General features: G+C 41.6%; 16 protein-coding genes, 1 tRNA gene and 2 rRNA genes. 13 read left to right on the top strand and 6 right to left on the bottom strand.

The features are described from left to right. The first annotated feature begins 15 nt into the window (after window positions 1–15). The 4 genes from rrf (E2H97_RS16245) (at window position 16) to E2H97_RS16230 (ending at window position 2,081) form a co-directional block, all read left to right on the top strand. A 5S ribosomal RNA gene (gene rrf / locus E2H97_RS16245) occupies window positions 16–131 on the top strand. A gap of 184 nt (window positions 132–315) precedes the next feature. Further along, a tRNA-Thr gene (locus E2H97_RS16240) sits at window positions 316–391 on the top strand. A 23-nt stretch (window positions 392–414) separates the two neighbouring features. Then, window positions 415–530: ribosomal RNA gene (gene rrf / locus E2H97_RS16235) — 5S ribosomal RNA — on the top strand. 310 nt (window positions 531–840) lie between these two features. Then, window positions 841–2,081, top strand: a protein-coding gene (locus E2H97_RS16230; RefSeq protein WP_133406468.1) for an IS3 family transposase whose coding sequence is annotated in 2 segments (ribosomal slippage) — window positions 841–1,201 and window positions 1,201–2,081 — 1,242 coding nt in all. Because the reading frame shifts where the segments join, the coding sequence is not laid out codon by codon here. Between the two features lie 135 nt (window positions 2,082–2,216). On the opposite strand, the gene E2H97_RS16225 is transcribed toward E2H97_RS16230, so the two are convergent. Next, window positions 2,217–3,794 carry a cation:proton antiporter family protein gene (locus tag E2H97_RS16225; RefSeq protein WP_133408108.1) on the bottom strand — a complete coding sequence of 526 codons (1,578 nt, stop codon included), beginning with the start codon at window positions 3,792–3,794 and terminating at the stop codon, window positions 2,217–2,219. A 122-nt stretch (window positions 3,795–3,916) separates the two neighbouring features. Continuing rightward, entirely contained in the window at window positions 3,917–6,454 is a 2,538-nt protein-coding gene (locus tag E2H97_RS16220) for a M14 family zinc carboxypeptidase (RefSeq protein ID WP_133408107.1), read from the bottom strand. A 148-nt stretch (window positions 6,455–6,602) separates the two neighbouring features. Here E2H97_RS16220 and nfuA point away from each other — a divergent pair, with 148 nt between their 5' ends. After that, entirely contained in the window at window positions 6,603–7,181 is a 579-nt protein-coding gene (gene nfuA / locus E2H97_RS16215; protein WP_133408106.1) for a Fe-S biogenesis protein NfuA, read from the top strand. A gap of 694 nt (window positions 7,182–7,875) precedes the next feature. Next, complete coding sequence (locus E2H97_RS16210) at window positions 7,876–15,294, top strand: ankyrin repeat domain-containing protein (RefSeq protein WP_133408105.1); 7,419 nt, start codon at window positions 7,876–7,878, stop codon at window positions 15,292–15,294. Here E2H97_RS16210 and E2H97_RS16205 read toward each other — a convergent pair. Continuing rightward, window positions 15,291–16,619: an MATE family efflux transporter gene (locus E2H97_RS16205; RefSeq protein WP_133408104.1), complete on the bottom strand. Its 1,329-nt coding sequence runs from the start codon at window positions 16,617–16,619 to the stop codon at window positions 15,291–15,293. The genes E2H97_RS16210 and E2H97_RS16205 overlap by 4 nt on opposite strands. A gap of 15 nt (window positions 16,620–16,634) precedes the next feature. Here E2H97_RS16205 and E2H97_RS16200 point away from each other — a divergent pair, with 15 nt between their 5' ends. The 3 genes from E2H97_RS16200 to udp all read left to right on the top strand — a co-directional run bounded on the left by E2H97_RS16200 (window position 16,635) and on the right by udp (window position 18,991). Further along, window positions 16,635–17,687, top strand: coding sequence for a polysaccharide deacetylase family protein (locus E2H97_RS16200; RefSeq protein WP_133408103.1), 1,053 nt, complete (start codon window positions 16,635–16,637; stop codon window positions 17,685–17,687). Continuing rightward, window positions 17,687–18,139: a GNAT family N-acetyltransferase gene (locus tag E2H97_RS16195; protein WP_133408102.1), complete on the top strand. Its 453-nt coding sequence runs from the start codon at window positions 17,687–17,689 to the stop codon at window positions 18,137–18,139. Before E2H97_RS16200 ends, E2H97_RS16195 begins: the two co-directional genes overlap by 1 nt. A 96-nt stretch (window positions 18,140–18,235) precedes the next feature. Then, window positions 18,236–18,991: a uridine phosphorylase gene (udp, locus tag E2H97_RS16190; protein ID WP_133408101.1), complete on the top strand. Its 756-nt coding sequence runs from the start codon at window positions 18,236–18,238 to the stop codon at window positions 18,989–18,991. A 52-nt stretch (window positions 18,992–19,043) separates the two neighbouring features. Here the strand turns inward: udp and E2H97_RS16185 are convergent, their stop codons facing one another. From E2H97_RS16185 to E2H97_RS16175, 3 genes are all read right to left on the bottom strand, one after another. Next, window positions 19,044–19,697, bottom strand: a complete 654-nt coding sequence (locus E2H97_RS16185) for a CatB-related O-acetyltransferase (protein ID WP_218938260.1) — start codon at window positions 19,695–19,697, stop codon at window positions 19,044–19,046. Between the two features lie 69 nt (window positions 19,698–19,766). After that, on the bottom strand, window positions 19,767–20,669 hold the full coding sequence (locus tag E2H97_RS16180) for a sterol desaturase family protein (RefSeq protein WP_133408099.1): 903 nt from the start codon (window positions 20,667–20,669) through the stop codon (window positions 19,767–19,769). Window positions 20,670–20,681: 12 nt separating this feature from the next. After that, entirely contained in the window at window positions 20,682–21,251 is a 570-nt protein-coding gene (locus tag E2H97_RS16175; protein ID WP_133408098.1) for a hypothetical protein, read from the bottom strand. A gap of 220 nt (window positions 21,252–21,471) precedes the next feature. On the opposite strand from E2H97_RS16175, the gene E2H97_RS16170 reads away from it, so the two are divergent. The 4 genes from E2H97_RS16170 to E2H97_RS16155 all read left to right on the top strand — a co-directional run bounded on the left by E2H97_RS16170 (window position 21,472) and on the right by E2H97_RS16155 (window position 24,650). Further along, window positions 21,472–21,939, top strand: coding sequence for an NfeD family protein (locus E2H97_RS16170; protein WP_133408097.1), 468 nt, complete (start codon window positions 21,472–21,474; stop codon window positions 21,937–21,939). A gap of 18 nt (window positions 21,940–21,957) precedes the next feature. Continuing rightward, a complete protein-coding gene (locus tag E2H97_RS16165; protein WP_133408096.1) occupies window positions 21,958–22,881 on the top strand; it encodes an SPFH domain-containing protein in 924 nt (307 codons plus the stop codon). Continuing rightward, window positions 22,881–23,810 carry an SPFH domain-containing protein gene (locus E2H97_RS16160; protein WP_133408095.1) on the top strand — a complete coding sequence of 310 codons (930 nt, stop codon included), beginning with the start codon at window positions 22,881–22,883 and terminating at the stop codon, window positions 23,808–23,810. Before E2H97_RS16165 ends, E2H97_RS16160 begins: the two co-directional genes overlap by 1 nt. Window positions 23,811–24,170: 360 nt before the next feature. Further along, complete coding sequence (locus tag E2H97_RS16155; protein ID WP_133408094.1) at window positions 24,171–24,650, top strand: hypothetical protein; 480 nt, start codon at window positions 24,171–24,173, stop codon at window positions 24,648–24,650. The last annotated feature ends 46 nt before the right edge of the window (window positions 24,651–24,696 follow it).

Below are 24,696 nucleotides of genomic sequence, written 5' to 3'. Positions count from 1 at the left end.
AAATAACAGAATTTGTCTGGTGACAATAGAGCTGTGGTCCCACCTGAATCCATCCCGAACTCAGAAGTGAAACGCAGCCTCGCCGATGGTAGTGTGGGGTTTCCCCATGTGAGAGTAGGTCATTGCCAGACGCCAAATTTATCTAGTTGTGATTGCAACTTTTGATATTTGCGATGCTCAAGTACTAGCGTACACTGCGCTTCTCAATTCAAAATTTCCTTACACAACCGATAAATCTACATAAGTAGATAAGATTATTAAATCTTTACTGGCACTAAAAGTGAAGATACAAGTCAGATTAGACTTGAAGAATTTGCTGATATGGCTCAGTCGGTAGAGCGCATCCTTGGTAAGGATGAGGTCCCCAGTTCGATTCTGGGTATCAGCACCATTATTTAAATTGAAAAGAATTTGTCTGGTGACAATAGAGCTGTGGTCCCACCTGATCCCATCCCGAACTCAGAAGTGAAACGCAGCCTCGCCGATGGTAGTGTGGGGTTTCCCCATGTGAGAGTAGGTCATTGCCAGACGCCAAATACGCAAATCTCCTTAGCTTATGCTAAGGGGATTTTTGCGTTTTAGCTTTGATAATAATTATATCGAACATGGGGAGTATAGAAAGTGGTATGCGTTGTTTGCATGCAGTATTACCCATGTGGAGTAGGGCGGAGTGAAAGCGTTTATCAAGCATGGCTTGATGCTTTTATGAAGCGCGGAGGGCTTGCCCGAAGCTGACCATTGCCAGACGCCAAATAAGAAAAAGCCCTAGCTAAAAGCTAGGGCTTTTTTCGTATTAAATGTGTCCCGTCCTGAAATGTGTTTACACATTTAGGACTTATTATGACAAACCCAGATCCTACCTATATAAAACGTACACAACGTGATTATTCATTAGGCTTTAAATTGCAGGTTGTTGCAGCTGTTGAAAAAGGTGATATGACCTATAAGCAAGCTCAAAAAATCTATGGTATCCAAGGTCGCTCAACAGTACTTACATGGTTGAGAAAACACGGTAAGCTAGATTGGTGTCAACCACCGAAAATAACCATGTCTAAATCACCTAAAGCCAAAGAAACACCAGCTCAAAAGATTAAGCGCTTAGAGCGAGAGTTGAAGGATGAAAAGTTACGTAACCTATTACTTAATGAAGTCGTCGATATTATTGATGCTGAACATGGTATAGGGTTGCGAAAAAAGCTTATAGCCAAGGAGCAAGAAACCTTCAGGTACAAAAGCAAGTAAGTTTAAGCAAGGCTTGTAAGCTTCTTGGCATGACGAGGCAATCAATTTATCAAAGGGAATATAGAGATAAAAAACGGGCTATCATGTTAGCTCCAGTAAAAAATATGGTGCTAGCGTTACGGCGATTTATGCCACGATTAGGCGGTAGGAAACTGTACTATCTTCTGAAGCCTCAACTTATGGAGGAAGGCATAAAGCTCGGGCGAGATGGCCTATTCGACTATCTGAGGGAAGAACACCTGCTAATTCAACCCAAGCGTAGTTATAGGAAAACGACTAACAGTAAGCATTGGATGAAAAAGCATCCGAATTTGTTAAAGGATTACACGCCACAAAGAGCTGAAGAAGTCTTGGTAAGTGATATCACTTATGTGGAAAGTGATGATGGTGTGCATTATCTCTCGCTTGTCACTGACGCTTATAGTCGAAAAATAATGGGCTATGAATTAAGTGATGGAATGAAAGCGACAGACGTGGTTAAAGCGCTAGATATGGCTGTTAGCCATAGGTGTTATAGACGTAACGCAATTCATCACTCAGACAGAGGGTTACAATATTGCTCTGCTATTTATCAGAATAAACTTAAGCAAAATAATATAATACCCTCAATGACTGATGGTTATGACTGCTATCAAAATGCACTCGCAGAGAGGGTGAATGGTATACTGAAGCAGGAGTTCCTTGTATATCAATGTAAAAATATTGATGAATTAAAGTTGCTCATCGATGAATCAATAGCGATATACAACGATATGAGACCGCATTTAAGTTTAGAGATGAAAACACCGAACCAAGTGCATAAAAAAATCCAAGAGCAAATGCTCTTGGATTTACATTAAAACCGTCAACGTATTTTAGGACGAGACAATGGCATACAAAACTACTGTTATTTCATTTGCTCTTTGAAGTTGATCGAATCGAGCCTAGAAGATAAAAAGTGGCTCGCAATGAACATGCACCAAGTGCTTCTAATATCACTCCTTATTTTCACTTATTACTTGCTCAACAAAACCGACACCAGCGAGATCATAGAGGTTGTAGATATTATCGACTCCAAGTTCTTCAATTGATTTGGCATCTTCAGTATTGAGAATTAGCACACTGAATTTACCTTGATAGCTTTGCTCTTTAAGTTGTTCAATGGCTGAGATGTTACCTGAATGCTTTGGCATCGCGAGAAACACGCGTTCGATACACCGTAAGTTATCGACTTTTTTCCAAAAGTCACAATCAGAGGCATCTCCTTGTACGACATTACGTCCAGCAGATTGATGAAATTCAACCAGTTCAGTTTTGTGTTCAATCCCTAATACTTCACAGCCGTATTTATTTTTTAAGGCATCATAGGCTCCGGAGCCTATTCGCCCCATACCTAGAATTAAGAAGCGTGGTGTTCCTAGTGTGATAGGGCTGTCTTCCGGATGGAGGGCTGTAGCTTGGAGTCTTAATAGTGTTTGTTCTAGCCGATTGTATATGGGATCAACATAAGCATTAAGCAGTGCGGCGATTACAAAGCTAATACTCAGTGCTATAGCTAATATCACTAACCACTGTGGCGATATTATTCCCATGCTGATGGCCACAGCCATAACAATTAATCCAAATTCACTATAATTGGCCAGATTAAATGCACTGAATAAGGCCGTTCGTGAACGTAAGCGAAAGCGAGTTAATAGGATAAGAAATAGAGCGACTTTGAATGGCAAGAATAGTGCTAGCAGTAAAGCTAAAGTGATGTCTTGTAGGCTTGGAAAGCCGTTGAGACCAATGCTTAAGAAAAACGCGATTAAGAATATTTCTTTAAAATAGAATAATGACTTAGAAAGTGTAGATGCTTTGGTATGTCCCGATAATAGCACCCCAATGATCAATGCACCTAAGTCAGCTTTTAAGCCAAGTAATTGGAAAGTCCAAGCACCTAAAACTAACGCCATAACCAACCCGAACAGCACCATGAGTTCGCCATGCCCTATGTTGTCCATGATGTGATAGAGCACTGGTTTTAAAAGAGGGAGTAATAACAAGCAAAGTGCCCAAATTGAAGGTATCTCACCTTTAGATATGGTAAGAAAGGCGACAGCAAAGATGTCTTGTATGATTAAGATCCCAATGGCGATTCTACCCGAGAGGGCTTGTATATTACCTTGCTCTTCTAGGGTTTTAACCGCAAATACGGTACTTGAGAAACTTAAAGCAAAACCGATGATAAATAGTTGGTTAATGTCGAGGTCAGTAATTTGTTGAAGCCCAATGTAACCAAGTAATTTAAGCAGGGGAATAAAGAATAATATTGAGCCTAATAAGTGAATACTGGAGGTGGCTAAGACTTCTTTTTTAAATAAGCTCTTGATATCGAGCTTTAAGCCAATTGCGAACAGCAATAAGGTTATTCCAAGTTCTGAAACTTGGTGAAGAAACTGGATGCTGCTCTCTTTAATTCCTACATAAGATAAAGCAAAACCAGCAATCAAATATCCAATTAATGGTGGAAACCCTAAACGACTTATCAGTATTCCACATAAGAAGGTGATGACTAAGAGTACAGGTTCCATTTGACTCCGATTATATGTTCAGCTGATGATTATTTAAGTTATGCCATACCGTGATTAAAGATGTGTTACCAATTTTCGATAAAGCGATGCAGCGCTTTACTGCATCGCTTGGTTCATAAGCTCTATAGCCCGTTACTGAAAAACAGGGCGTTACTATAGATTTTTTCACTGCCCAGCCATACGTTTCTGAAAACTAGGTTTTCTGCAAAGCCAATCACACGTCCTCGACCGAGTCGCTCGGCGATCATGGAATGAAGTTTAGGGTAATGCTGTTGATATTCCGGCGCCATATAACCGCTTGCCAGTGGTGACTGATGATATTGTCCTGCACTGATAAAGGATGCTTTTGGAGCTTCAAATGCCACAATATGATTTTTCATCAGACGAATACGAGTATTGGTGACACCAAAGTTTAATGGGTGGCTATTGTCTAAATCAATATTGACGATTGCGCCACCAATGGTTTTACGAGCACGCAGATTTTCTTGGTCACCAAAGGTTAACCCTTTTGTATCAAACAGTTCATTAGCTTGTTTACTGTTAAACACTTCCGTTTGAAGAAGCTTATGTTGTTTAAGCCAGCTTACCGCGGCTTTTTGAGCGACAATGGTGCCACCATTTTGGGCAAATCGTTTTAGTTTGTCAGCGGTTTTAGCCGTTAACGAAGCATACCAGCCGTGAGCAAATAGGACGTGGCTGTAATCATTTAAGTTAATACGGCTAAGGTTATCAGCATCCACTAGGGTTACCGGCATATTTAAGGTGTTATCTAAGAAGTTCCATAGCTGACCGACTTCCATCGGATTTGTGCTATCACTGGTTACCAATAGCGGTTTTACTGGCGTTACAGGAACAAAGTTCGGGCTGCCCAAATCAATACCCGATACGGCGGCAAAGGTAGAAACAGGGGTAATGTTTAAATTGTGTCGCTTAGCTTCGGTTTTAATTGTTGTTACTAAGCTATCGCGGTTAACATCATCCTGCTTAAGTAAAATTTGTAGGGTGCCAGAGCCTAACGTCTTTGTTTTCTCGCCAGCGGTTACCGTTAAAGGCTTAGTACTAAATTTGGCATCAATGCCTTTAGCCAGCAAGCTTTGTAAGAATGGTGCCGCATTAGACTGTTGCCAATCAATTAAAACGGCTACTGAATCTGGAGCGATTTCATTTGGTGTATGTCTTTTAACGCTTGAAGTCAGGTATTTATTGGAAATATTGACCTCTTCAGCCAACTGTAAATCGAATGCCGCCGATAGGTCGAAGCTTGATACATCGTAAAACGTTTCGTCTTTAAACGACTGACGCTTGTCAAATAAGGCACGGGTCAAGGCATGTTGAGGTTGAGCATAAGGAATAAACAACGAGTCTTGCTTAGCAAAAGTTAGCATGTTTTGTTTGATATCACGATTCAGATACTCAAAATCAATATTATGCTGAGCTAAGATCTCGGCAAATTGTTGTAAACGATGTGGATCATGTTTGGCGCTGAGCAATACCCCTTCCTGACGTCCCGCTTTATTACGGCGCTTATCAAAAAACTCGGCTTGATAGTCGTGTAGCTCTTTTTTCAGTGCCAATGTGCCTTTAAGGCTAGAGATAGAGGTGGCAAATTGATTCTGAATAGCTCGCTCTAATGTCACTGCACCATTTGGAGAGTCTACCCCTTTACCTCGTGCACTGGCTTGTTCGAACAATACTCCAATCGCACCGTTGATATCGGGGTAGGTTGAGCCTTTGCCATAGAAGAAGTCATCGAACGATTGCTTAGAAAAATAGGGCTGCCCCATTTTATCCAGCTCTGAGCGATGATAGTTGGCAATTTTATCGGTGAGTGCTTGGTTTTGCTTTGGGGTTAACGGATGAGTGCGCTCTGGTACGCCCGGTTGGAAGAAGTAGCTAGAACGATGCCCCATTTCGTGAAAGTCACCCACATAATGCGGTTGCCACTTGTGAAATAACGCCACACGTCCTTGAGATTCAGGATGACGGAGGAACAGCCAGTCACGGTTGAGATCGGCGAGATAATGATTAAAACGACCTCGTTCCCAATGCTGATGATGCTCACGATTGTTAGGATCAAGATTTAAAACGTTGCTGCGATTGTTGTTTGCCCAGTTGGCAAAGCGATCCATGCCATCAGGGTTCTGACTTGGAGTGACGATCACCACCATGTCATCTAATAACTGCTTTACCCAAGGTTCATTACTGGCACTCAAGTAGTAACTCAATGCCATCGCAGCATGAGCGCCGCTGGCTTCGTCACCGTGAATCGAGTACGCCAACCAAACCACTAATGGACCATCAACTTTATTACCTGTTTTGACGGTGGCACGTTGATTGATGATCTCATTTAGACGTTGTTGATTTTCTTCAGAAGTGATCACCACAGAAAGTTGCTGACGACGCTCGTGACTGTATCCCGTGTCTTCTAACGATACTTTTGCGCTTTGTTGCGCCAGTAGTTTTAAATAGCCATTGAGTTGGTCATGGCGCAGATGCCACTCACCCAATGGATAACCTAGATAATTTTCTGGTGTCATCAAGTTAGATGTATATTGAACTGAAGGTAATTCAAATTCCGTCTGAATGGTTGCGTGAGCCGAGGTTAAAAGGCTACTGCTTAATAGCAAAGAGCTTAAGGATAAGAGCGCAAGTTTTTTCATTGTTATGGTATCGTTTATTGGAAATGATGTTTATGTGACCAAGTTAACATTTAATGAAACCGTGATAAAGGCTACACACTTTCAGCAACAAAGAGTATCATTAGCGACTATAACTTAGTGAATAACTCAGGTATTGAAGTAGGTCGGCATGATTAGCATTTCTGAAGCAGCACAAAAGCATTTTGTAAAACTATTGGCGGATCAGCCAGAGGGCACACATATTCGTGTATTCGTCATTAGCCCTGGTACGCCATCGGCGGAATGTGGTGTGTCTTACTGTCCACCAGATGCCGTGGAAGAAGATGATATTCAACTGGATTTTGATGGCTTCAGTGCAATGGTCGATGAAAAAAGTGCGCCGTTTTTAGAAGAAGCGAGCATTGACTTTGTGACTGATCAACTTGGCTCTCAACTGACCTTAAAAGCACCAAACGCCAAAATGCGTAAAGTGGCGGATGATGCGCCGCTGAAAGATCGTATCGAATATGTGATCCAGTCTGAGATCAATCCACAGCTTGCGAGTCACGGCGGTAATATTTTATTGACGGAGCTAACTGAAGAAGGTGTGGCGGTACTTCAATTTGGTGGTGGCTGTAATGGCTGTGCTCAAGTAGATGTGACACTTAAAGATGGAATTGAAAAGCAATTATTAGATCAATTCCCTGGTGAGCTGACTGGTGTCGTCGATGCCACCGATCACCAACGTGGTGACCACTCTTTTTATTAAGTTCTTAAACTCTCACTGTGTGGGCTTTTCAGCGTTGATTTTTCTTTGTAATAAAAGCTTAAATTAGCCCACGAGTTCTTCTTTTTCATACTTCGAATATTGCAACGCTGAATTAGTCCTATAAGTTGCATAATTCAAGTATCACCTATATGTATTGAAATCGCAGAGAATATACCTATGTCGTTTATTCTCTAGCATTTTAAATCAAAACCCTTTTTTTAACGGTTTCTATACCTGCATCTTTTGAATATATAGGTTCTTTTTGTTCTAATAAATTCATCTTAGATTGGTGATTTTAATTGAACTTTCAGCATATAGTTGAAATTCATTGGGTGTTTTATGTACAAGGTGGGGTTTGTTACCATTTTAAAGTGATTGTGGTTTTTCGCTATTTTTAACGGTTGATAATAAAAATGTAGGCAAATAGTAGTAAATGCTCATAAATTAAACTTTCTTTATATAAGGCATTTTTATCAATACAAATTTTTAAATTTATTTTTTACATAAAGAATTAGAGAAAGCCTACGCCTCCCTTAATAAATGATGTTAGTTCTAACATAGATTTTTATTGCCTTGATAAAAAATTCACTTTATTAGCAATAAAATTCAAAAGTTATTAATAAAATTTCACTGTACATAAGCTTAAAGCCCGATATTTTTAACTCATTACTCGCAAAAAGAGGGGGGTAATGTTATGGCTAGTTCTTCAGCAGTGTTAACACAACCAGCACCCACATCAGTTGGCACACAACAGGTGCAAACCGCTGATGTAATACCCTCATTATGTGAAAATGAACTCAGCACGGCTTCGATAAATCCAGAGTTAAACCCTATTTGGTCTGAATTAGTTGAAGACATCAATATCCTTAAGCCGATGTTTGAGCAGCAGCTCATCGACTCTCATCGAACCATTGACTGGGAGTTACTCCAATACCATTTGATTAATCAGGTAAATGGTCAACCAAGCGATAAAAATATTAAGAATTTTGCCGAGGCGATTAGGAGATTTCGAAATCGTATCTGTGGTGATCCTAATATGCCATGCAATCAACAAGCACTTAAAGTCATAGCATTACAACTGTCTTATTCAGACTCTTTTTCTTTTGAACAAATACATCAAGATGTGGCGCTCAGTAACCAAGGTCTGCTTCATATTCATCTACACCTAAGAACGAGACTGTTATTTGAAACCGTCATGCAGAGTGAGCGTGGTTTTGAGCGCTTTGATGAGCACGGCAACATCAAAGTAGGTAGTATCAATACCACCTTGACACAAATCGGAAAAGGCGGCGAGCCGAACTTACAAGAATATGTCGATGTGTACAAGCCGGGACGTACAAGCTCGGGTTCTGTAAAACATCAACACAGAAGAATATTAGAGATTTTGGGAGAGTTAGCGCCAAGGATGGGAGTTGATTATACCGCGCCTGTTGAAAGAAACCTGTGGGGTAAACCTGTTGCTAGTGTATTAGAGGCACAAGATGAAGAATTGATGCCTGAGCTACAACAGCGCTGCCGTATTCTAAATGTGCTAAATTTTGGTGCTCAGCTATATTGTCGACATATTAACCTAATCGTGGCTGACGACAGCAAATGTTATAGCCATGGCTCACCTGCTCAAACAGGATTGATGCAATTATTTAGACTAAGAGAACCGAATTGTGGGCTTAACTATGATGCACATACTGGACACTTTTTAGGAAGGCATAATAGCCCAAAAATCCCAGAGGAAATGCTCACCTCAATGGCTATTACTCAGCAAAAGGCATTAGCAGTATTACCTCAAATTCCGACTTTAGAACCTCAGTTAGTAGGTCGGAATTTCACTTTTTCAGGAGAGCATGGGTGTTGTTTTAAATTTACCGGCAAAAAAGAAAAAACCAACCCAAGCTATGAAAAAGTCGTGACAGATATTATTCCATCCTTGCCTGAGTACGCCGTAGAGCCTTTCTTGTGGCACTGGATTAAACTCACACGAACAAAGGATGCTGAAGGGTTAGCTCACTTTGCCTATGATATGTATTTACATCGCCCTTCATTATCACAAGCAGAGCTTGGGTATGTTGCCGCTTTAAGAAGACGTATTTTGGGTGATGACTTAATGAAAGAGGCGTTGGTAACGCTTTGTAATGATACCAGTAAAGACAGCATGGGTAGGCCCTTTAAAAGTATATGGGCTCAGCAGTTACTTGGTTTGGTTGGAGTTAAAATTGAACTGACTCAAACGAGAGGCTCAACAAAATGGCAAGAAAGTCCGGCAACTTCCGAGAATGCGAATCGAAGAAGAGGTCCCAGTCGTCGAGATGCAAATTCAGAACGTATCGAAACGGGCACTTGGGTCGTATCACCAAATAGTTCTTCCAATATGGGGGTGTTACGTAATGCTGTGAGTTCAGGTAACTTAGGAGAAGTTAAGCAGCAATTGGAGGAGGGAGGTATTGCTAGACAATACCAAATGAAAGAACGAACCTTTTTTTTCCGTTATATTCTCCATTTAGCATGTCGAAAGGAACGGTATGAAATTGTTAAGTATCTTCTTGAGCAGTCTTATGTTGATGTTAATGCTAAAAATAATCAGGGGAGAACGGCATTACATATTGCCATAGATAAGGGAAATGTAGATCTCGTTAAGCTGCTGTGTAGCCACAAGTCTATTGATCTAACGAGTACGGATAAAAAAGGCTACACCCCATTGCATTTGGCCTGTGCTTCAAAACATCAAGATGATGGTGCAATGGCAGAGACCATTGCTAAGCAAAATCCTTCTGTATTGAACCAATGTTCATTGCCAATCACTGAAGAGTTTTCTAATCGAGTGAACAATGTTTCTCAGAGGGCGGAAGAAGTTAGCCAAGTGCTTGGGCTACGTCAGTTTGATCAACAATTGACGACCCAACGTATAACTCCATTGCAACAGTGCATTTTGAGTGGTCAAAAAGGTTTAGCGCAACGCTTAAAAACGGTAGGAAAAGGAATAAAAGTATCCTTAATTCAAAATACTTCATGTCTCAACAATACCTTACATTTATTGGCTTCTATGGGGAAATCAGAAGAGCTTGAATGGCTATTAAAACAAGCACAAGTGACTGAGGAACAGTTAAAACAGAAGGGTAATGCGGGCTTCACACCACTACAGTTAGCTGTGGTGCTAGGGGATGAATGCAATGTCCGTACAATGCTTAATTATGGTGCCTGTCGTAGAGCATGTGTGAATCAAAAGTGGGGCACAGAAGAATGTAGAGTTACGTTATTGCATCTGGCCTCTAGACTACATCGTTTATCAGTTATGTCTGTGTTAGTCAGTTGCGATAAAGTCGACTTTAATGCTTGTGATTCTCGCGGAAGTCATATTTTACATGCGATTTTTCAATACAGAAGTGCAGTCGAGGTTCAAGAACAGCTAAATGCCATTATTCAGTCTCCTCCTCACTCTCCGTTACAACTAGATGTCGTTGATCAAGCTAAGTGTACCTTTGTTCATATTGCAGCAACTCGCTCAAGACAGCATGTGGTTCATGCTTTAGCCTTGCTGGATACTTTTACCGCCCCCGCTATTGTGACTGCTAGAAATCAACAAGGTGACACTGCGCTTCACCTTGCTATAAGGCAGGGTAATATTGGAGTGATCAAGGCGCTAGTATCCGCTCCTCTTTACAAAGTTAACGCGGTTGATTCTGAAAAAAATAGCCCCTTGATGTTAGCGGTAAACTTGGGAAAAGCTGAAGCCATAACGGAATTACTTTGTCATCAACATTTGGATTTAACACTCCAAAATGAACAGCAAGAAAATGTATTCCATCTTGCTTGTCGTAAACAAGAGACTGGTGAACTTAAGAAAATAATTCATTATCTCAAACACCATCTTGTTTTGGGACCGAGCTATGCTATGGAACAAGATACTCCTCAACCCCTTGCTCAATGTGTTGCAGGACAACATGCTACTAATCGTCAATGCTACACGGACTTGCTAAATCGAAAAAATACTACAGGTCAAACACCACTGCATTTGGCCTGTGACGCTAATAATTTGGAGCTGGTCATTGAGCTAACGGAATTATGTTATTTTGGAAATCGTTTGAATCCTGTTATTGATATTTCAGCAAAAGATGATAACAACCAAACTCCGCTTCATATTGCGTGTTCTCATAATAACAAAGATATGGTGTTACATCTCATTTCTATATCCGATGAAAAAAAGTTTGCTCCCAAGCTGGATGATTTATATGAATTTTCTTCCGTTGTTTGGGTCACAAACGAGCGTACGCTAAATTGGGGGGAAGCGTTAGAAGAAGATCAGCAAGGTGAACAGACAAGCGTTGAAAGCGAAAATGGTGATACTGTAGAAGTCAGCTGGGATGTCGATGTTAGAGCAGTTGATGCTGAAATTGATAAGACCAAAGAGGTCGATGGCTTTGAAATGATAACTGTTAAACCTGATGCAAGTTGGGAGGAATCACCGCTTCATATCGCTACTCGTATGAATAATCAAGAAATGGTCGAAGCTATAGTTAGCTATCGTCCTGGTTACGTGCATATGGCAAATGCTCATGGCATCACTCCTTTCCATATTGCGTGCAAAAAGAAAATTCAAAAAGTGATTGATATTTTCAAAAGTTTTTTTCGAATAACAGTCCGTAAGCCAGCTTCCGTCAATAATACTCGTTTACATGAGGTTGTTCGTCATTTTGGCACTCGCGACGACGTTACCGAGCACCATTTTGAACAAAAGTTACTCGCCTGTACTCAGGGCGAAAGTAGTGTTAACACGCGTGATGATGGTGGCGACACTGCCTTACATGTAGCTATAGAGAGCAATCAGCCTGCTCTGGCAATTAGAATTCTCACTCTTAGAGGCCTCGAGCAGCCACCTGAAGCTAAAAAGCCATTAGAATTAATACCCGCATTTGAACCCAATTTAAGGAATGTTCACGGTCTAACGCCATTAGAACTTATTTTTTTCCGACGTCTTCATCAACAGGCTGAGTATGCTGAGTTGATACAATTATTATTACTAAAAGGTGAAGAAAACGGAAAAGATCCGAATTGGTTAAAAGCACAAGTTGTATCTGCTATTGAAAATGGAAACACGCCATTACTAGAAGTACTTATACGCTACTGCATTCACGAAATACCAGCAGAGACAGTGGAAAATCAGTACTGGTATTGTGATGAAGAAGGTAACACCTTCCATCACTTAGCTGCAAAATGTGGAAAGCCCGAAGTTATTGCTACATTAAGTAAATGTGGAGTGTATACAGGTACTCGGAATAAATTTGGTGATTTACCATTGCATACGGTAATAAAAGCCAATTTAGAAGAAGACAAAAAAATCGCATGTATTCGGGAGCTCTTAACCTGTCAGGAACCAGACTTATATGAGGTAGACGCTGAAGGTAATAATGTATTACATCTTGTTGCCATACATGAACCAGGCTTATTACCAATATTACTTGAAACAGAAAAAGTGCCACCTTTACCTCATTTGGTGGTGATGCATGAGTTCGACAAGGGAAGGTTAGAAAAAGGTGGATTAGGCTTAAATGAAAGAAATGGACAAGGAAAAACTGTATCAGAACTTGAAAGAAACGGACAAGGAAAAACTGTATTACAACTTGCGGCTGAAAATAAGCGAGCATCGCTTCGTCTTCTAGAATTTTTAGCCAAAAAAGGGGCAAAAGCCCCTGTCCCCGTCATGAAACAAATAGCTGAAGAGATGAAAAAGCAAGGTTGGCTAGAATCAGCTGAAGGGCTTGAAACAGGGAGTTTTCAGGCTGTTGATCATAGAGGTAACAACGCACTACACAGATTGTGCCTAAAAGGTGATTTTAAAACATTAAGGCATTTATTAGAGAATTATAACGAAGAGTTTTCACCTTGTTTATTGCAGGCCAATAATGAGGGCTATACTCCACTGCAAGTGGCGATACTGTGTAATAGTGAGGCTGTAGCTGAGGCCAAAAGCTCAGATAGCCTAGATGAGGTTAATGGCGATTTCTATGCTTGTGTTAAGGGAATATTGTTACAAAGTGGAGATGTAGGTTTTGGAATTGAAGCACACGGCGAGAATGTCATTCATCTTGCTTTAAGAGGAATAAATGATCCAAAGTCTGGTTTTACGATGAATATGATGAATACCCTGATAGGGTATATGAACAATAATAACCATTCATCACTGTTACCTAAGCCTGATCGTGATGGTTATACCATACTGCATCATTTTGCTATGACGGAATCAAAGCAAAATATCAAACAGATTAGAACTCTTTTAGACGTTCGACCAAAATTATTGTTGATACCAGACAGAGATGGAGTATCGCCATTACTTAGGGCGGTGCTTAATCAGCAAGCCAGTTTAGTTGCTCTCTACTACGATTATGCGATGGGTGATATAGAAGAACGAAAAGGTTTTACGCCTAACGAACAGTTGTTTATGTTGAGAGATGGATTACCGTCTAAAGAGCTACTTGCAACAGCATTATTGCCTGAACCAATGAGTATTCCAGTAAGTGATGACGATAGTGATGCAAGTGTAAATAGACTCAATCGACCAAGTATGATCACGCCATATGGACAAGAGTCTCGCACCTTACTGCAACACCTTGAAAATATTTGGGATGATTATGGGAAGTTAGACCCTCTGTTAATTGCAGTCGTTACAGATAATAGAAGGATAAGTAAAAAGTTACATGATATGGCTGCGCAATGTTATCCAAGTGCCAGTGAACATCGATATCGTGGTTCTAACTTGTTACACGTTGCATGCAAATACAGTGATCTTGATACCATATTGCATTTACTTGAAATAGAAGATCGGCGTACTTACGGCGGTAGTGGTGATGACAGTGATTTTGTCATGGTTCCTCGTGGTGGAGGGATACAACATTATTATGGATTGGCAGATCGTGACGTTGATAGTGATGGTGTTTTACACTTGCTGGTTAAATATGGAAGAACAGATGTGGTGCGCTATTTATGTTCTTCGGATATCGTTAAGGTGAGCCTCCCCTTACTTAATATGGACAATGGGGGGATGCAAACGGCAGAACAATTAGCACGTACTTTGGGTAAGACTGAGCTTGCTGAGATTCTTCAGGATAAGCGGACAACGTTAGAACGAGAACTTAAAGTCAAACCGAAAAAAACTTCTCGTTTTTCACGTAGCCGAAGTACACCTGTGCAAGTGGTTGAAACGACAGAGAACGAAGATTCTGACGACTCCAGAACATACTGTTATCCAGGTTCTTCATCTGTTTGGGATAGGGAGTCACAGGTGTGGATGGTTCCCGCTTCAATTAAAACTGTCGAAGATGAAGATGAAAAGCAAACGTCAACTTCTTCTACTTTGAGTCCTCAAGGCTTAACACCTGAACTGCCATTATCTGGTATAAGGGAGCAACCTCAACTTCACAGAACACAAAGTGAAGCCTCTCATTTGGCCGCTCGAACAGAGACAAATAGACCACTCAGTAACCAGCAATCGAATAGTGATGGCGATTTACCTTATTTAACTTCATCAACGGCAGCCGTTCGAAACCTGCATGGCGTAAACCCAATGCGTGATGAGCTTGTACAATCTCATATGGATTATTCAAAAAGTCAGTCACAATCACGACCTAACAAGCTTCAGCTGTTGGCGACGCCAAGCCATGGAACAGTAACATCGGCACGAACTTCTCCGGTCACAGATAGTGCTCATGGTAGCGCTGCGCAAACTCCTAACCCTATCTTTAGAATTTCATCTGCTGAGCCTTCCCCTGCTGTTACTCCAGTATCGGGATTTCCCAATCAACACTCTAATGGTAATAAAGAAACGGAGCAGGGAAAGGGAGTCACTCCATCATTGGCTGCGACCGGTTCACAAGGACAACTTCCAAGGCCAGCAAGTACGTATAGCACCAATAGCAATGATTCAGGCATCAGTAACCCTTCAACTTTTGCCGAAGAAGAACAAGAAGACACTACCTTGACGGAACAGGCTGATGATGAAATGCAATTTGATTTTGATAATCCTCCTACGCTTGAGGAGATGGTAGAAACCATGTCACAAACTGCAGCGCAGCCTAAAAAGGATGACTTAAATCCGTTTCCGCTGGGAATGGATAACACCCCCTAGCTATTAATTCTCGCTCGCATCATTTTATAGTGTAAGCCTAGCGTCAGGCTTCGGCTAAGCATAAAACCACTGAGTGCCAACCAGAGAGCATGGTTACCAAATGTCTGAGTAAGCCACCACAGTGGAAAAAACACGGCTAGAGTAGAAAATATCATGCTATTTCGCATGATTTTACCTTTAGCTAAACCAATATAAACGCCATCAAATAGGTAACAGCTAAAACTCCATAAAGGTAATAAAGCCAACCAGATTAAATAATCATTTGCCGTAGAGCGAATATCAGGAAGATCCGTCAATAATGCAATTAAATAGGTGCCACTGAAGTAGAATATAAATGCGAATCCGAGAGCAATCACTCCTGACCAAAACCACGCCAGCCATACAGATTCGGTTAATTTTTGCCATTGCTGTTTACCGTAAGCCTCTCCCACTTCCACTTCGGCATAATATGCGACACCATCTAGAGCATAGGAGATCAATAACAGCAAATTCAGAAGCACTGCATTGGCGGCGAGGACATTGTCTCCTAATCGTGCGGCATAAAACGTCATAAAGGCCAGTGTTAGTTGTAAACATAGGCTACGAATGAAGATATCCCTATTGAGGCTTAACAGTTGCCGATAGCCCGCCTGTTTCAGTAGTTCGATGATATTAATATCTGGTAGTGGTAACTTTTTCCATTGTTGAAATACAAAGTAACTGGCTATGATAAATGCCGTAAAATCGGCAAAAACAGAAGCCCATGCAGCGCCGGCAACACCTAAACCTAATCCCCAGATAAACCAAAAATCTAATACAATATTAACGCTGTTGGCGATGATCAGTTGCCACATGGCGACCTTTGGCAAGCGTTTCCCCAGCAACCACCCAAGCATCACTAAATTCACCAAAGCCAATGGCATCGACCAGATACGAATACTGACGTATTGTTGAAAGTAATGAGCGACTTCTTGGCTAGTGTCACTTAAGGTCAATGCCAATTGAATGATCGGCTGTTGAAACACCAAGATACCTAGCCCCAGTACTACTGCCATTGCAGCACCTTGTACTAATAATCTGGCTTGGTCACTGTCAGATCTACTGGCTTGTGCGGTTAATCCTGTGGTGGACATACGTAAAAAACCGCAAAGCCATATCATTAAGCTGATTACTGTTGAGCCAAGGGCAACGGCTCCTAAGTAATAGGCTTCGGATAAATGCCCCACCATGGCTGTGTCTACAAGTCCTAGCAATGGTACACTGATGTTGGAAATGATAATGGGGATCGCCAGTGACCACAGGCGTCTATGCTGATCTTTGCAAAAGAGTATGGAAAACCGACTCATAGGAAATCAAATTTCATGAAATTAGTGTGCAAGCTTATCTTAATTTTAGGTTTTTTTGTAATATCGTCAGTACAAGCAACGGTGATTTTACAGTATCACCACGTTTCGAGTGATACACCAGCGATCACCAGTGTTACTCCAGAGCAGTTTGCTGAGCAGATGCAGTATCTTGTTGATCATGAGTTTAATGTGGTGCCTTTAAGTAAGGTCATCACAGCGTTGAAAAAAAAGCAAACTCTGCCCAATAAAACCGTCGCCATTACCTTTGATGATGGCTATCGCACCATTTATGAAAATGCACGACCGATTTTAAATGAGTATGACTTCCCATATACGATGTTTTTGGCCTCAAAGCCCATTGAGCAAGGTTTCAAAAATATGATGAGCTGGAAGCAGATCCAAACCATTGCCAAGGAAGGGGCGGAAATCATGAATCATACTTATGACCATGTGCACCTTATTCGTATGCGTCCTAATGAATCCCAAACACAGTGGCTTACTCGCATTAAGAGCAATATTGAGAAAAATGAAACCATTATCAAGCAGTACACTGGGCAAAACTTTAAAGCTTTAGCTTATCCATATGGTGAGTACAATACTCACATTATGAGGATGTTAACCGAGATGGGGTATGTGGCATTTGGTCAGCACTCTGGTGCGGCAGGCGTATACTCATCACTTACCGCATTGCCGCGCTTTCCTGTAGCGGTGCCCTTTTCCAAAATGTCTGCACTAAAAGTTAAGATCCATAGCTTAGCCATGCCTGTGCTCAAGCAGCAACCGATTGAATCGCAAATTGATAAAGACCAGCACAGGCCGACGTTAACCTTAACCATAGATACTCATGATATTCGCAAATCTCAATTGATGTGTTACGTCTCTCATCAAGGTGCACATTTGCCTGTATGGATAAATGACAATACCTTTACTATTCAAGCTAAAAGAGCGTTAGCCGCGGGTCGCTCTCGTTATAACTGCACCGTACCAAGCAAAACCAGCAATCGATATTATTGGTTTTCCCATACTTGGGTAAAACCGAAACCAAATGGGGAATGGGTGAAAGAATAATGCAAACGGTTATTAAATCATTTTCTGAACTATCCACTCATGAATTGTATGCGTTGTTAAAGGTCAGAGTGGATGTGTTTGTGGTCGAACAAAATTGCCCTTATCCAGAACTGGATGAAAAAGACAGAAATTCAGATGCTTACCATATATGGTTCGTTGCAGAAGATGGTAATATAGCGGCTTATTGCCGAGTGTTACCGCCAGGGGTAAGTTACCCAGAAGCCAGTATTGGTCGAGTCTTGGTGGCTGAGTCATACCGACAGCAAAGATTAGCGACTCAGCTAATGAAAGCTGCTTTGGAATGCACACAAAAGCAATGGCCCAAAGCCGGTGTTCAAATTGGAGCGCAAGAATATTTGATGAGCTTTTATGAAAGCTTAGGATTTGAGCCGAATTCAGACATGTATTTAGAAGATGGGATCCCCCATAGGGACATGTTGTTAACACATTAAAAATACAGAGTGTGATCCAGTTAACCTCATAATAAAAGCAACTGGGTTACTCTGAGTGCAGATAAAAATTTAAAAGAAATAACAAGGGGTTTTAAAATGTCAGATGTCTTTCACCTTGGGTTAACCAAAGCCATGTTAGATGGGGCAAATGTAGCAATCGTGCCGGGTGATCCTGAGCGTGTAAAACGCATTGCCGAACTAATGGATAACCCAACGTTTTTAGCCAGTCACCGCGAGTACACCAGCTATCTAGGTTACTTAGATGGTAAGCCCGTTGTGGTGTGCTCAACCGGTATCGGTGGTCCGTCAACGTCTATTGCGGTAGAAGAATTGGCGCAATTGGGTATCGATACTTTCTTACGTGTTGGGACGACTGGTGCGATTCAAAGTCACGTAAACGTGGGTGATGTGATTGTCAGCCAAGCTTCGGTTCGCCTTGACGGTGCGAGCTTACACTTTGCACCAATGGAATTCCCGGCGGTGGCTGATTTTAATTGTACGACCGCTATGGTTGAAGCGTGTCGTGATGCTGGTCTTGAACCACATGTTGGTATTACGGCATCTTCTGATACTTTCTACCCAGGTCAAGAGCGTTACGATACGGTAACGGGTCGAGTGACACGTCGTTTTGCTGGCTCAATGAAAGAATGGCAAGACATGGGCGTACTGAATTATGAAATGGAGTCAGCGACTCTGTTTACTATGTGTGCTTCACAAGGTTGGAAAGCAGGTTGTGTTGCAGGTGTGATTGTTAATCGTACTCAACAAGAGATCCCAGATGAAGCAACCATGAAGCAAACTGAAAGCCATGCTGTGAATATCGTAGTGAATACGGCACGTAAATTGGTTTAATTGCGCTTTTATAGCAAACTCAATCTGAAGCCCTGCTATTGTTCAACCAATATCAGGGCTTTATATTTTGCTCTGAATCATATTGATCAATGGCAACCTGTAAGGCATTTAAGTCATTGGCACATAAATATGGGCGCAGTGCTTTAAACTTGTCTTCTGACCACTGGTAAATGTTGAGCGACAGTAAGGTGTCAATTACATCCTTACTGAATCTTTTGGCCACCAATTTAGCGGGATTTCCTGCATAAACGCAGTAAGGTGGAACATCCTTAGTCACAACACTGTTGGCGCCAATGACGGCTCCTTCGCCTATGGTTACTCCAGGCATGATCATGGCTCGCATTCCCAACCAAGCGCCACTATGAATATGAGTATTACCTTTACCGATATAAGCGTTTTCTATGTGTTCAGAGAAAGGATACAAACAGAACCAATCGGCACGATGGGTATGATTACCGCCCATTAAAATGACGACTTCAGGCGCAATGCAGACATAGTCGCCAATATACAGTTTATCAATAGTCCAACGAGGTGTTTTGTCTTTGGTGGCGTGATCGCCATAAAGGTAGCGTACCACGGATGGTTCAAATCCAGCGTCTAAATAGTCGCTGTAGTAACTGTGTTTGCCTTGAATGATGATGTTGGAATTGTTGACGCTGTCGTGCAGGAGTTGCACTTTCGTCCAGTGTTTTGACTTATCCAAGATGGGTCTCCTAGGGCACGGTTTCACTAAGTATGGATCAGTGAAGGGAAATACCCTAGGAGAGTTGGGAACCTATTGTTGTTGCTGTCTTTTCGCGGCTTGTTCTTGCTCCCAAGCCCAAATTGGTGGTTTCACTAACAAGTTCCAGCGGTAGCCCCATGAAGGTGCATTCCACAGTTGTTTAGCCAGTTTGGTATAGCCACCAAAGTATACTTTGAATGGATTCACGGTATTAATTTTTGGATAAACACCGTATTTCACTTTTTCTTCTTCGCGGGCGAAGGTACCAAACATGCGATCCCAGATGATCAAGATCCCAGCATAGTTCTTATCCACATATTGCTTGTTGGTCGCGTGGTGAACCCTGTGGTGCGATGGCGTATTAAATACTGCTTCAACTGGACGTGGGAATTTTTTTACCGCTTCGGTATGTAGCAGAGTTTGGAACACCTGAACGATAGTTTCACACATCAATACCATTAGCGGATTAAAGCCTAACAATACTAGTGGTAAGTGGAAGAAGAATGGGAAGAACCAATCTAACGGACCAAAGCGATACGCTACCGAAATATTAAAGTAAGGCGAGCTGTGGTGTACAGTGTGGGTTCCCCATGCAAAACCGCTTACGTGCATAAAACGGTGTTCCCAATAGTAGGCTAAATCTGCCAAGATCAAACAGGCTAAGATTGTCCAGCCAGTAATGGGTAAGTGGGTGATACTCCAATTGTTATAGAAATAATAAAACGCACCAAGATAAGCTAAACCGACCACGAAGATGATCGCAAACAAAAACCCTAAGGTGATGAAGTTGGTGATACTGTCACCGATAAGGTTTAAAGTGAGCTTTTTCTTAACCGCATAGCGGATGATCTCTAAGCCAAAAATAGCTAAAGCTAGCAGTAAAAAGTTATTGTCAATCCATGCTTCGATGTACGGCAAGGCATTTTCTGAGAATACTTGAGACATAAACTTCATAACGATATTCCCCTATTGATAGTGAACAAATAATTGAGTGGATTTGAGTTCGCCATTAGCACCAAGATCATTGACCTCTAATACCATATCAATTGGGCGAGCGTAGTTGATGTTGTTCCAACCTTGGATTAACTGTTTGGTGGAATACTTTCCTTTTGGCAGTAACTCATCAAAGTCATCTGCTTCAGGTAATGCCACTGAATGTTTACTGGTGTGTAAACTCGATGCATCGAGTCCAATCGTAACCTTAGCTTCAGAGTAATCAGAGCTGATGTCTTGGTACACGACGTACAATTTGATTGGCGCCCCTGTGAACTTTGAGGTAAACGTTTGAGATTGCAAAAATTCCGACCATAGGCTTGGTATGGCATCAAGCTTGGTCATTTTTGTAATACCTGCAATGGCTTTTGGAAGCGCTGTTAAATTTTGTGGTTTTACTGAAGGCTCTGCTGTTTCATTTTCTGAAACTTGTGTTGATGCTTGAGCGGCATTCGCTTCTACTGGTGTAGGCTGAAAGAGTACCAGTAGCCATATCCCAAATACGATTGCGACCGTGGCTAATACAGATTTAAAAAATGTCATTATAGGGTCCACCATTGAACAATTGCTGGCAGTATAATTATTACGCCATAAATTATCAATGTGAAAATTTATTGTTTTTCTCAAATATAAACAGTATGACTGAGTAATAACTCGTAAGTTTGTTTAAAAAGTTTTCATTAAATTGACATAATATGTCGACAGAATGAAACCCCATGCGTATATTAGGGTTATTGTTTCACCGATATTTCAAGGATGTATTATGTCTTTAACTGATCCCATCGTAATATGGGCGTTGATTGGGTTGTTTTTGATCCTTGCTGAAATCATCCTACCCGGCGGCATTGTGATCTTATTGGGGGTTGCTTGTTTGGTGGTCTCCAGCATGTTGTGGGGTGGGGTGGTAGAAGGGCTCAACCAAAGTTTAACCTTGTGGTTTATTACCTCAATCGTGTTGCTTTTACTGTTTCGAGGGCTTACCCAAAAAATGATTGGGGGCGATACCCATGTGGACAACACGGATGAAGGCATTGATGTTTATGGGCAAATCGCTACCGTAAAAGAAACGATTGGTCCAGGGGAACAACAAGGACGAATTCGATTTAATGGCTCAGATTGGCCAGCCGTGGCCGATGGCAGTGAAATTGCTGTCGGTGAGCAAGTCAAAATCATTTGCCAACAAAACATCGCTTTTGTTGTCGAACTTGATAGTGAACAACAAGATTCATAAGTAAAAAAGGAATTAATTATGCTGACGTTTACGATAGCAGTATTAGTGCTGCTGTTTATTTTATTCAAATTGATGCTGGTGGTACCGATGCGCGAGGTCGTTGTGATCGAGCGATTAGGTAAGTTCCGCACTGTATTGCAACCGGGGTTTCACTTCCTTATTCCATTTTTAGACCGTGCCGCCTATCGTCACGATACCCGTGAACAAGTGCTGGACGTTCCTACCCAAAGCTGTATTTCTAAAGACAATACCCAATTAGAAGTGGATGGTTTGGTGTATCTAAAAGTCATGGATGGTCGTCTTGCCAGTTATGGGATTGAAGATTATCGTCGAGCGGCGGTGAATCTTGCACAAACCACCATGAGATCGGAGATTGGTAAACTCACGCTAAGTGAAACCTTTGCTGAGCGAGAGAAATTGAATGAATCCATTGTGAGAGAAATCGATGTAGCGTCTGAGCCTTGGGGCATTAAAGTCCTGCGTTATGAAATTCGCAATATCTCTCCGTCTTATCACGTGATCCATACCCTTGAGAAGCAAATGGAAGCCGAACGTCAAAAGCGTGCTGAAATTACCTTAGCCAATGCAGAAAAAGCCGCCACCATTAATTTATCAGAAGGTGAGCGCCAAGAAGCCATCAATTTATCAGAAGGTGAAAAACAAAAGCGCATCAATGAAGCCATCGGTACAGGGCAAGAAATTGCCATTGTCGCCAAAGCTAAAGCTGAAGGTATGGCGAAAGTATCAGAAGCCTTGTCAAAAAACGGCGGTAACGATGCCATGAACATGCTGCTAAAAGAGCAATTTATTAAGCAAGTGGGTGATATTTTAGATAATACCCAAGTGTCAGTGATCCCCACTGAAATCGCTAAAGTTGAAGGTTTTTTCCAAGGGATGGATCAAGTGAGTGCCACCATGAATAAGCAGGGAGGACAAGGGTAATGAACTTTGAAGTGAATCAAGATTTCATCATCATGGTGATTTGGGGACTGCTGTTTTTGATGTTCATCCTCAAGTTATTTCAATCTATCCGTTTAGTACCGACCAAGTCTGCTTATGTTGTAGAAAGGCTTGGAAAATACCATTGTACGTTAGATGCGGGTTTTCATGCTTTGATCCCATTTGTGGATAAAGTGGCTTACATTCACGACTTAAAAGAAGAAACCATCAACGTACCACCACAAGAGTGTTTTTCTTGTGATGAAGTTAAAGTCGAAGTCGACGGCGTGATTTATATGTCTGTTATTGATCCAGTTAAAGCCAGCTACGGGATCACCGATTATCGCTATGCGGCCATTCAGCTCGCGCAAACCACCACCCGCTCAGTGATAGGTACGTTGGATTTAGATAGAACCTTTGAAGAACGTGACGTGATTTCGGCAAAAGTGGTCGAAGTATTGGATCAAGCCGGCGCATTGTGGGGGATTCGAGTACACCGCTATGAAATCAAAAACATCACACCACCTGACACTGTTAAAAACGCCATGGAAATGCAAGTTAATGCCGAGCGTGAACGCCGAGCCGTGTTAGCGAAAAGTGAAGGTGACAAGCAAAGTCGAATTAATCGCTCTGAAGGGATCAAAACGGAAATGATCAATCGTTCAGAAGGTGAAATGCAAAAACGGATCAATGAAGCCGAAGGTAAAGCTGAAGAAATTTTAACCTTATCGAAAGCAACCGCAGAGTCGATAGAACGCCTTGCTGAAGTGATCTCTGCTCCGGGTGGACAAAATGCATTGCGGATGCAACTAGGGGAGCAATACTTCAGGCAGTTTGCGGCGTTAAGCCAAGAAGGTAACCGAGTGATATTGCCAGGAAACATAATGGACTTTGAGCAATGGCTAACGCACATTGATTTACAGAAAAAATAACGGTGCAATTTGAAGGTGAAACATTAAGCAAATTTCATCTTCAAATGTTGCGAATCGTAACAATGTCAGCGCAAAATATATTAGGGGCTGTTTATCTTTCAGGATGAAATTTTGTGCTATATGAGCGCTTTTCTGTTCAAGACGTGAGCAATGAAGCTTAGCATTCTAAGTAAATTGATCACAACGCAGAACAGGAAGCGCTCAAAAGCATCGAAGACAGCGTAAATCATCTAGAAAGATAAACAGCCCCTAGGGCATATTGTATTTCATAAGCCCTTTCATTTTGCGTTTTCAAGTAGCTTGACTAGGCTTGAAGTTAGCGTGTCTGTTTTCAAATAATTAGGCAATTACGGTGAACCAATGGATATTTTTGAAGAAGCGTTTTCTGAGTTAGGTATTGAGGGTATCACCTTTGGTGATGACAATGTATTGACCTGTGAGTTATCGCGTGAAGAAGAGGGTCGTAAGATTGTACTATCCCTATCAGCGTACCGAGACCATCAAGAAATGAGTCTTCGTTTATCGGTCACCACCAATAACACGATTCCTGAAAATGTACCTGAAGAGTTTATGCTCGCTTTTGGCGAACGTGCTATCGAACCTTTCCGTGGCGGTTACGGTATTGGCATTTTACCTGAGTGTAAGAATGTCACTGTTTATCGCAATATTATCATTTCTGGAAAGCCAAAAGGATTCATTAAAGACTCTGTGGGTGAACTCATAGAAGCAGCAGAAGAATGGGATTTAAAGCTTTATAATCTCAATAATAATGTGACGTCAAAACCCAAAAAAGCCGCTGCGGCTGGTGGTCAACGCCCCTTTATGGGACAACGCGGCTAATTAACTCCCTTCTATTATAAGCGCCAGTGATTACTGGCGTTTTTTC

Origin of the sequence: Parashewanella tropica (assembly GCF_004358445.1) — a bacterium.
GTDB lineage: Bacteria > Pseudomonadota > Gammaproteobacteria > Enterobacterales > Shewanellaceae > Parashewanella > Parashewanella tropica.
This window is presented reverse-complemented; position numbering and strand designations above follow the sequence as displayed.